This window comes from Methylophaga sp. UBA4204, from assembly GCF_002379485.1.
Taxonomy (GTDB): Bacteria; Pseudomonadota; Gammaproteobacteria; order Nitrosococcales; family Methylophagaceae; genus Methylophaga.
In genome coordinates, this window is record NZ_DFTU01000094.1 from 5032 (window position 1) to 14793 (window position 9762).

The following is a 9762-nucleotide window of genomic DNA, read 5'->3' on the forward strand; positions in this document are numbered from 1 at the left end:
AGGCGAGATCCCCCTAGTCGTTATATCATTAATATTCGGCCAGGATATCGACAGGAAGTCGCAACGTTGATTTACGGTTTATTGAATGCGGGCATTCAAGCCGATGAGATCGCTTTTTTTACGCAGCAGGATAGTTATGGCAATGCGGTATATCAGTCAGCTGCGCTGGCCTTGCAAGCCAAAGGGTTTTATCGGGCGGAGTACCTGCCTCATGCCTATTATTCTCGCAATACAATGAATGTCGAAAGTGCTGTTGCGACGATTCTCAAAGCAAAAAAAACACCCAAAGTTATTCTGATGGCTGGCAGTTATGCCCCATCGGCCAAGTTTATAAAACTATTGCATGCAGATAAGCCGGACATGTGGTTTGTGAATGTGTCATTTGTCGGTAGCCATGTACTGGAGCAATCTCTTAAAGGGATTGATGCAAATGTTCTGGTCAGTCAGGTTGTGCCGGAAGTCGATGCGGATTTGCCGATCGTCAATGAATATCGGCAGGCTTTGGCGCAATATGATAAAAACTTGCAGCCCAATACGGTCTCTCTGGAAGGCTACATCGTGGCAAAAGTATTTTGCCAGGCATTAAAACGTATTGATGGTCCAGTAACACGACAGTCAGTAGTTGATGCTCTTTATGATCTGAAGGATTGGGATATTGGTCTGGAGACCCAGAGCAGTTTTGCCAGTAATACCTCTGCTGTAGGCAACAAAGTCTGGCTCAGCAAACTTGAAAACGGTTCGTTTAGATCCTTTGAATGGCGTGACTTTGAGTTACCACAGTAGCTTCATCTACAGGATGTGAGCAAAATGAACAGGGAAAATATGTTTAAAAACTGGAGCATCCGTGCACTGCTGCACTTCTGGGCAGTCATTACCGTATTGATGGTATTGCTAATGGCGGCAATAGCCATGTTCAGCCATCATCATTACACCAAAAATCAACTCCAGCTTACCGAACAAGTGTTTCCGCTGGTAGATAATGCTCGACAAATTACGACCAGCGCGGCCGCCTTTATTACCAGGCAGAAGCAGATTATCAGTGCCCAAAATGCTGATGAACTTGCCAGTGTTGCTAAACGAGCGCCGCTTGAGGCTGAATTCGAACAAACCTGGCAACGTTTACTGGTAAGTATGCAGGAGCTGGAAATTTCACCAGAGCTCACCACTGTTTTAACTGATTATTATCAACAGTTTCTCGAAACTGATAGTCAGTTACTGCAGCAAATGCAGGTTCAGCACCAATTATCTGAACAGCTTGAACAACGTACCGAAAGTGTGTCCTTGCTGGGAGAAGAAATTCAGGAAATTGCCGAAGCGATTACCGGCAAAATTGATTTGACCCTGACCAGACAAATCCAGTCCTTACGTCCTCCTGCATTAGTTGAACAGTCTGATACAACTACGTTAATTGATAATTACAGTGCCGTAGAACGAAGCAGCTATTCTTTGATGCTGAATGTGTTGCGTATCAGTATGTTAAGTCAGAAAATTCGTGAAACACAAAATCAGGATTTGCTGCTGAGTATCAGGGAAAACGATATTAGGGAACAAGAGGCGATGTTGCGTAATGCTATTTTGGTAATCAAGCAGCATCTACAAAATTACCCTGATTTGATGCTACAGGCCGATAGATTACAACAACAGATTGATAGCTTTATTCACTTGGTAGTAGACAATGATAATTCGGTTTATCAATTGCGTATCCGACAAATAGAGGCATATGAACAATCCCAAATCGTGCAACAGCAGGGGTTGGATATATTGGAAATATTGATGCTGAATCTGAATAACCTTTCCGCCAGAGTAGGGGAGCAGGGGCTGGTCAGAACGCAGGCCTCAGCCGCACTGGCCAAGACAGCCAAATGGTGGATGATTATAAGTTGTTTGATTATTTCGTTAGGTATTACCGGTTTTGTACTCACCATGACAGCACGTATTAATCAGCCGATGCAACGCTTACGTAAAGCGATGCATTCCTTGTCTGCTCAGAATTTTGATACCCGGATGCCAACAGATAATGGTCAAAGTGAATTTAACTTACTTGCCAATGACTTTAATGTTTTTGCTGCGCAAACCCAGAGTCTGATTGAGACACTGGATGAGACCAGACACTCACTGGAGGTGCGGGAAACACGGATTCGTGCCATTCTTAATGGTGTTCCGGAAGCTATTCTGGCGCTTCAGGCCGATGGAACAATCAGTTCCTGTAATCCGGCGGCAGAAAAAATATTAAAGGCCAGTGAAAGCCAATTGGCTGGCCAGAAAATATTGCAGTTCTTTGCACAAACGGAATCGATTCACTCGCTTGGTGATATTGAGCAGCAGCAAAAAGACAATCGTGAGTTTGAGGGTTTGAACTGGTTTGGTGAGTCATTTTCCATGTGGGTCTCGCTCAGTCCTTTATCAGAGTTTGATGACGATATCTGGGTTTGCGTGATATCGGATATCAGCTCATGGAAAAGAACCAAACTGGCATTAGTCCAAACCAGTAATGAATTAAATGCCATTCTTGAAAATGCCATGGTAGGTATTGCTTTTATCAAGAATCGCCAGATTATTCGGGTAAATAATAAATTCGAACAATTGTTTCTGTTTTCCCGAGAGGATATTGAAGGCAAAAGCACTTTATGTCTGCATCCCAGCGAAGAAGCTTTTGAACGCTTTGGCGAACAGGCTTACAGCACATTGTCTGAAGCTGAAAACTTTGAAGCTCAGGTTGAAATGATCCGTGCTAATGGCGAGAAATTCTGGTGTGCAGTCGCCGGTCAGGTAATTGATCCGGTCAATCCAGCAGAGGGATCCATCTGGCTGTATGAAGATGTGACTCATCAACGTCAGAATGAAGAGCGACTGACTAGATTAGCCAGCAGCGATATTCTGACTGGTTTACCTAACCGAGGTGTATTTAAAGATCGCCTTGAACATGCCATACACAAAGCCAAACGACAAAATGGTCGACTTGCCGTGTTCTTTCTCGACTTGGATCATTTCAAACATATCAACGATTCATTGGGCCATAAAGCCGGAGACATCTTGTTGTGCGAAGTGGCTCGGCGCATCCGTTCCTGTGTAAGGGACAGCGATACAGTTGCGAGATTAGGTGGGGATGAATTTACCGTTATTCTGGAAGATATCACGTCAGCTCAGTATGTCGGCAGAGTGGCTGAAAAAATTCTCAGCACGACAGCTTTGCCATATATGTTGGATAACATTGAAGTGAATATCAGTCCGAGTATCGGGATAAGCTTATATCCTGCAGACGGACGCGATGTCGATATGCTGGTGCGTAATGCCGATGCAGCGATGTACTACGCCAAGGGGAGTGGTCGTAATAATTTTCAGTTCTATTCCTCAGAAATGAATGCCCAGGCATCACAGCGACTGGCAATGGAAACCGGTTTGCGTCGTGCAGTTGAATTGCAGGAGTTTTATCTGCAGTTTCAACCGCAGATTGATCTGGAAACGGGCCGGGTGGCAGGTGCCGAGGTGTTATTACGTTGGCATACAGAGCAATGGGGAGATGTTTCACCAGCGATTTTTGTACCCGTGTTAGAAGATACCGGTCTGATAAGTACGGTAGGAGAATGGGTGTTAAGAAAAACCTGTGAAGCGTACATGGCAAACCAGCAATATTTGCCCGATGACTTTTTAATGGCAGTCAATCTTTCGGGCCGTCAATTTAAAGGCAATTTACTGGTCAACTTTATTCGCAATCTGCTGGAACAAACCGGAATGCCTGCCAAAAATCTGGAATTGGAGATTACCGAAAGTCTGTTAATGGAAAACACTGAGCAAGCTGTTCAGACCTTACGAGAATTGAGTTTGCTTGGTATTACCCTGGCCATTGACGACTTTGGCACCGGCTATTCGTCGTTGTCATATTTGAAGCAGTTCCCGCTCAATGTGCTAAAGATCGACCGAACTTTCGTTCGCGATGTGACAGAAGACAGTGATGACGCGGCTATCGTAAATGCCATTCTGGCCATGTCGAACAGTCTGGCCTTGGAAGTTGTAGCTGAAGGTGTTGAGACTGCAGAGCAGCTGGCATTTTTACGTAAGAGTCAGTGCAAACGGGCACAAGGGTTTTATTTCAGCAAGGCCATCGACCTGAGCGACCTTATGGATTATATAAAACTAACTGATCAGGATGAGCGGGCCGTATAAGTCAACATTGGACGTTCTTCAGGGTGAAGTCGGATAGTGAGACCAATATTCGGGTAATGCCAGATTTGTGCCGGACTTTCTTCTGCTTCATTCTGAATTTGTTCGGGTTCTCCAAAACGCGTGCGTACCATTTCCTCATCGAGACGTACTGAAGGAATATAAGTAAGCACTATTGCCGGAGCAGCTAATAAAGCCTGCTTATCATCAAAAGCAGGATCATAGCGCCGAGCTCCACTGGGTTGGAGTTTTGCCGAAACCGCTCTTGCCGCCATCGCTTGTAATTTCTCTTCAGGAAGCTGAAGATTAAGGACAGTACGTGCTGAGAGTCCACCAAGATTAATGGATTCAAAAAATACTTCAGCAGAAATATCGTCGTTTTCAGAAATAAAAAGAGCCGCTTCCCCGGCTTCACGCCATAACTGTTGAATTTCCCCGTAAGTAGTGGTGCCTAAGTGCACACCCATCACTTGAATTTGGTTATCAGGCATCACCGTCACTTCCCAAGGTTTGGGGGCGGTGGGTTGTGGAGAGGGGACCAGCATTAATGCAGCAATCGCAATAATGACTAAAGTCGTACCAAGTAAAAATTTGAGCAATATACGCATAAATATCCGAATTAGTTAACTTGTAACCAGAAAGTGACTGGCCCGTCATTGGTCAGTGAAACCTGCATATCAGCAGCAAATTGTCCGGCTTCAACCGTGACAGTTTGCAGCCGTGCCTGTGCCAGCAGATAATCAAACAATTGTTTGCCCTGTTCGGGCGGTGCAGCAGGCGTGAAACTGGGGCGATTGCCTTTACGGGTATCAGCGGGCAAGGTAAATTGCGGTACCAGCAGTAAATCACCTTTTATATCGAGCAAGCTTAAATTCATTTTGTCGTCGGCATCGCTGAATACTCGATAGTTTAAAATGCGTTTTAACAATCTGTCAGCAACAGCTATCGTGTCGGTTTTTTCTATACCAATCAATACCAGCAAACCTTGGCCGATTTGAGCAATGGTTTGATTTTCATTGATAGTGACATCCGCCTGACTGACACGTTGTAGCAATGCAATCATTTTAGTTTCGATGCCAATTGATCTGTCGTTCTGACCAGCGCATCAATAATCGCAGGCTCGCTTGCTGCGTGTCCAGCCAAAGGCAACACTTCAAACTGTGCATTTGGCCAGCGTTGATAGACTTCCCACGATTGCTGCATTGGACACACCATATCGTAGCGGCCATGAATAATGGTTGCCGGGAGATGATTAATTGATTCTATGCTTTCCAACAAGGGCTGGTCTGCCAGAAAACAATTATTCAACGCGTAATGCAATTGGATTCTGGAATGTGCCAGTGGCCCTGGCGATTGCTCAGCATCGGGTTGATAATGTTGATCGCGGAGCATCACAATGGTGGCTTCCCAGTTTTGTAATGTATTGGCAGCGATTTCCTGTTGAGAGACATCCGGATGGGTTAATTTCTGATAAAAATATGCCAATGGTGAATTTTGCTCACTTTCAGGTAAATCCTTCACCAGTTCATGCCAGGCTTCAGCAAACACTCTGGATGCGCCGCCTGCAGCATAAACCCAGTTAATATCCTGCTGTCTTCCAAGAAAAGTGCCGCGTAACACCATGTTTGAGACTTTTTGAGGATGCTGTCGGGCATACGCTAACGCTAATGTGGCTCCCCATGATCCACCAAATAACATCCACTTATCAATATCGAGTAATTTGCGGATAGCTTCCATATCCGCTATCAGATAATCGGTGGTGTTATGTTCCAGTTCACCTGCTGGTAACGAACGTCCGCAACCACGCTGATCAAATAAAATAACGTGATATAACTCAGGATCAAAATAACAACGGTGCTGTGGCCGGCAACCAGAGCCAGGACCACCATGTAAAAATATTACCGGGATTCCCTGTGGATTGCCGCACTGCTCGAAATAAACCTCATGACGTCGACCATCCGGCATTTCTTCACAGGATAATAGCTGACTGTGAAAAGGCTCGATATCAGGGTATAGAGTACGCATATGCTGTTCCGTAATGGTTTTCAGCACGCAACTATATCATGTCAGATGATGGTAATTATTACCTTGATGGGCGAAAATATGACGTTTAACTGTTGGCACTGCTGTTCAGCAATAATAAAGACATACAAGGCGAACTCAACATGAACCTGCATGAGTATCAGGCAAAACAATTGTTTAACCAATATGGCATCGCAACACCTAAAGGAAGGATGATAGCTACGGCTGATGAAGTGGAATCTGCCATTACAGCAATTGGTGGTGATCGTTGGGTAGTGAAAGCCCAAGTGCACAGTGGCGGACGTGGTAAGGCCGGTGGTGTACGGGTAGAAGATAATCAGCATGCGGTGAAGGATGCGGTAAATGCGATGTTGGGAAGTCAGCTGGTGACGCATCAGACAACAGCAGAAGGTTTACCGGTAAATAAAATCTGGATTGAAACTCCCTCATCAATTGCCCGTGAATTATATCTCGCCTTACTGGTCGACCGCGTCACGCAACGTGTTGTGTTTATGATTTCAGCTGAAGGCGGAATGGATATTGAAGAGGTGGCTGAGAAAACGCCGAAAGCTATTTTAAATCTTTATGTCGATCCGGTCGCCGGTCTGCAATTCTATCAATGTCGTCAGGCAGGTTTCTTTTTGCAGTTAACCGGTGCCGCCTTTAAGCAGTTACAGCAATTGATGCAAAACTTGTATCAGCTGTTTTGTGAAAAAGACATCAGCCTGTTGGAAATTAACCCGTTAGTGGTTACCGATTCCGGAGATTTATTGGCATTGGATGCCAAAATCAATGTTGATGATAATGCTTTATATCGTCACACGGATTTAGCCGAATTATTTGATCCAAGCCAGGAAAATCCAGCTGAAGTGATCGCTCGTGATTTCGGCCTGAATTATATTGCTCTGGATGGCAATGTGGCTTGTATGGTCAATGGTGCCGGGTTGGCAATGGCTACAATGGACTTGATTCAGAAGCAGGGCGGTGAACCGGCCAATTTCCTTGATGTTGGTGGCGGTACGACTTCAGATCGCGTTGCCGAAGCATTTAAATTGATTTTATCTGACAAAAAAGTGAAATCTATTCTGGTGAATATCTTTGGTGGAATCGTGCGCTGTGACCTAATTGCCCAAGGCATTATGCAGGCGGCCAAGGAAGTCGGTTTATCGTTGCCGGTGGTGGTTCGCCTGGAGGGTACCAATGCCGATTTGGGCCGTACATTATTGGAAAACAGCGGAATGAATTTGCGCGTAGCACAGGATTTAACTGAAGCAGCAGCCATGGCTGTCACTGCGGCAGGGGAGTAATAAACACGTGAGTATCTTGGTTAATAAAGACACCAAAGTTATCTGTCAGGGTTTTACCGGCAAACAGGGCACTTTCCATTCCGAGCAGGCTATTGCCTATGGCACGCAGTTTGTTGGCGGGGTCACACCCGGTAAAGGTGGTCAAATGCATCTTAATATGCCGGTATTTAATACGGTGCATGAAGCCGTCAACGAAACCGGTGCTGATGCCAGCATGATCTATGTTCCAGCGGCATTCGCTGCTGATGCCATACTTGAAGCTGCTGATGCCGGCATTAAAGTGATTGCCTGTATTACGGAAGGTATTCCGGTACTGGACATGTTGCGGGTAAAGCACGCGCTGAAATCCTATGATGCCAGATTAATTGGGCCAAACTGCCCAGGCCTGATCACGCCGGGCGAATGCAAAATTGGCATTATGCCTGGCAGTATTCATTTGCCTGGCAAAATTGGTATTGTCTCGCGATCCGGTACCCTGACTTATGAAGCGGTTTATCAAACCACCCAGAATGGTCTGGGGCAAAGTACCTGTGTCGGGATTGGTGGTGATCCAATACATGGCATGAATTTTATTGATTGTCTGGCGTTATTTGAAGCAGATCCACTGACTGAAGGCATCGTTATGGTCGGTGAAATCGGCGGTCAGGCTGAAGAGGAAGCTGCCGAATACATCAAACAATATGTGACCAAACCGGTTGCGGCCTATATTGCCGGTTTAACCGCTCCAGCAGGGAAACGTATGGGACATGCCGGTGCCATCATCAGCGGTGGACAGGGCACTGCCAAAGCCAAACTCGCAGCGCTGGAAGCAGCCGGCGTGGCGATTGCAGGTTCACCGGCAGAAATTGGTTCAACCATGCTGCAACTGATGGAAAATTAATGGCCAATAATCAACTTCGGGTTGTGCTGGCACAGATCGATCCCGTTGTGGGAGATGTTGCTGGCAATACCAGAAAAGTGATGGCTGCCACCCGGCAAGCCAGACAAGAGCATGATGCTGAGCTGGTTGTATTTCCCGAACTATGTCTGACCGGTTATCCACCGGAAGATTTGTTGCTGCGACCCGGTTTGTTAAAGCGGGTTAATAAAGCATTGCAGACGCTTTGTCAGCAAATTGATGATATTACGATCATTGTCGGTCATCCGCTCGGTGAAGTCGGCAAAGAATTATTTAATGCCGCTTCGGTGATCAACAAAAATCACATTTCAGCCCAATACCTTAAACAAAAATTGCCTAATTACGGCGTATTTGACGAAAAACGCTATTTCATTGAAGGACGGGAAGCGACCATCATTGAAATTAATCAGTTTAAAATTGGCCTGACCATTTGCGAGGATATCTGGTTTATTGAACCCTCGTCACAGGCGGCCGATGCTGGTGCTGAAATCATTGTGAATCTCAATGCCTCGCCGTTTAAACAGGATAAAACCCAATTACGCGAAGCGGAAGTAAGCCAGCGGGCACGCGAAAATAATGTCCCTGTTCTCTATGTGAACCAGATTGGCGGACAGGATGAACTGGTATTTGATGGTGCCTCATTTGCAGTAAATGCCGCAGGCGAAAAATGTGTACAGGCTATTCAGTTTGCTACAGCGTTGGTACCGATAACACTTCATAAAACCGAACGGGGAATTGAACTCAGCGGGCCACAGCAACCGTTGATGGAAGAGCTGGAAACGGTCTACCAGGCATTAGTCTGTGGCTTGCGTGATTATGTTGAAAAAAACCGCTTTCCGGGTGTCGTCATTGGCTTATCCGGTGGCATTGACTCTGCATTAACCATGGCATTGGCGGTTGATGCATTGGGAGCTGAGCGCGTACAGGCCGTGATGATGCCATCGCGTTATACATCGCAAATCAGCCTGGATGATGCAGCTCAAATGGCTGCGATATTAGGTGTTCAATATCGAAACATTAATATTGAAAATCTGTTTCAGACATTTCTGCGTGAGTTGGAAGATGTTTTTGCGGGTACCCAGCCTGATGCCACAGAAGAGAATATTCAGGCGCGTTGTCGCGGTGTATTGCTGATGGCAATATCCAACAAAACTGGCGCGATGGTCCTATCTACCGGTAATAAAAGTGAAATGGCAGTTGGGTATTCCACCTTATATGGGGATATGGCGGGTGGTTTTTCGCCATTAAAGGATGTGTATAAAACGCTGGTTTATAAGCTTGCTCGCTATCGCAACAGTTTGTCGCCGATCATTCCTGAACGCATCATAAGTCGACCACCTTCCGCTGAGCTTTCAGCAGACCAGGTGGATCAGG

8 protein-coding genes are annotated in these 9762 nt (G+C 45.8%); 5 read left to right on the top strand and 3 right to left on the bottom strand.

The features are described from left to right. Both B3182_RS14115 and B3182_RS14120 read left to right on the top strand, forming a co-directional pair. Positions 1 to 783 (top strand): ABC transporter substrate-binding protein (locus B3182_RS14115; RefSeq protein WP_292753192.1); only part of this gene is annotated, 783 nt, incomplete at its 5' end. A 24-nt stretch (positions 784 to 807) separates the two neighbouring features. Further along, positions 808 to 4164: an EAL domain-containing protein gene (locus B3182_RS14120; RefSeq protein WP_292355454.1), complete on the top strand. Its 3357-nt coding sequence runs from the start codon at positions 808 to 810 to the stop codon at positions 4162 to 4164. On the opposite strand, the gene B3182_RS14125 is transcribed toward B3182_RS14120, so the two are convergent. The 3 genes from B3182_RS14125 to pip are packed head-to-tail and all read right to left on the bottom strand — an operon-like array spanning position 4143 to position 6213. Further along, positions 4143 to 4769: a lytic murein transglycosylase gene (locus B3182_RS14125; RefSeq protein ID WP_292355456.1), complete on the bottom strand. Its 627-nt coding sequence runs from the start codon at positions 4767 to 4769 to the stop codon at positions 4143 to 4145. The genes B3182_RS14120 and B3182_RS14125 overlap by 22 nt on opposite strands. 11 nt (positions 4770 to 4780) lie before the next feature. Continuing rightward, positions 4781 to 5224, bottom strand: coding sequence for a D-aminoacyl-tRNA deacylase (dtd, locus tag B3182_RS14130; RefSeq protein WP_292355458.1), 444 nt, complete (start codon positions 5222 to 5224; stop codon positions 4781 to 4783). Continuing rightward, the gene (gene pip, locus B3182_RS14135) at positions 5221 to 6213 is read right to left on the bottom strand and encodes a prolyl aminopeptidase (protein WP_292355460.1); all 993 of its coding nucleotides are present in this window, start codon (positions 6211 to 6213) and stop codon (positions 5221 to 5223) included. Before pip ends, dtd begins: the two co-directional genes overlap by 4 nt. Before the next feature lie 113 nt (positions 6214 to 6326). On the opposite strand from pip, the gene sucC reads away from it, so the two are divergent. The 3 genes from sucC to B3182_RS14150 form a co-directional block, all read left to right on the top strand. After that, positions 6327 to 7490, top strand: a complete 1164-nt coding sequence (sucC, locus tag B3182_RS14140) for an ADP-forming succinate--CoA ligase subunit beta (RefSeq protein WP_292355462.1) — start codon at positions 6327 to 6329, stop codon at positions 7488 to 7490. A gap of 7 nt (positions 7491 to 7497) precedes the next feature. Continuing rightward, positions 7498 to 8370 carry a succinate--CoA ligase subunit alpha gene (gene sucD / locus B3182_RS14145; protein WP_292355464.1) on the top strand — a complete coding sequence of 291 codons (873 nt, stop codon included), beginning with the start codon at positions 7498 to 7500 and terminating at the stop codon, positions 8368 to 8370. Continuing rightward, the coding region (locus B3182_RS14150) for an NAD+ synthase (RefSeq protein ID WP_292753195.1) at positions 8370 to 9762 on the top strand (1393 nt) is incomplete at its 3' end. The genes sucD and B3182_RS14150, both read left to right, overlap by 1 nt.

Coding starts and splice junctions, on each gene's coding strand:
- sucC (WP_292355462.1), top strand. CDS start 6,327: ATGAACCTGCATGAGTATCAGGCAAAACAATTGTTTAACCAATATGGC.
- B3182_RS14125 (WP_292355456.1), bottom strand. CDS start 4,769: ATGCGTATATTGCTCAAATTTTTACTTGGTACGACTTTAGTCATTATT.
- dtd (WP_292355458.1), bottom strand. CDS start 5,224: ATGATTGCATTGCTACAACGTGTCAGTCAGGCGGATGTCACTATCAAT.
- B3182_RS14120 (WP_292355454.1), top strand. CDS start 808: ATGAACAGGGAAAATATGTTTAAAAACTGGAGCATCCGTGCACTGCTG.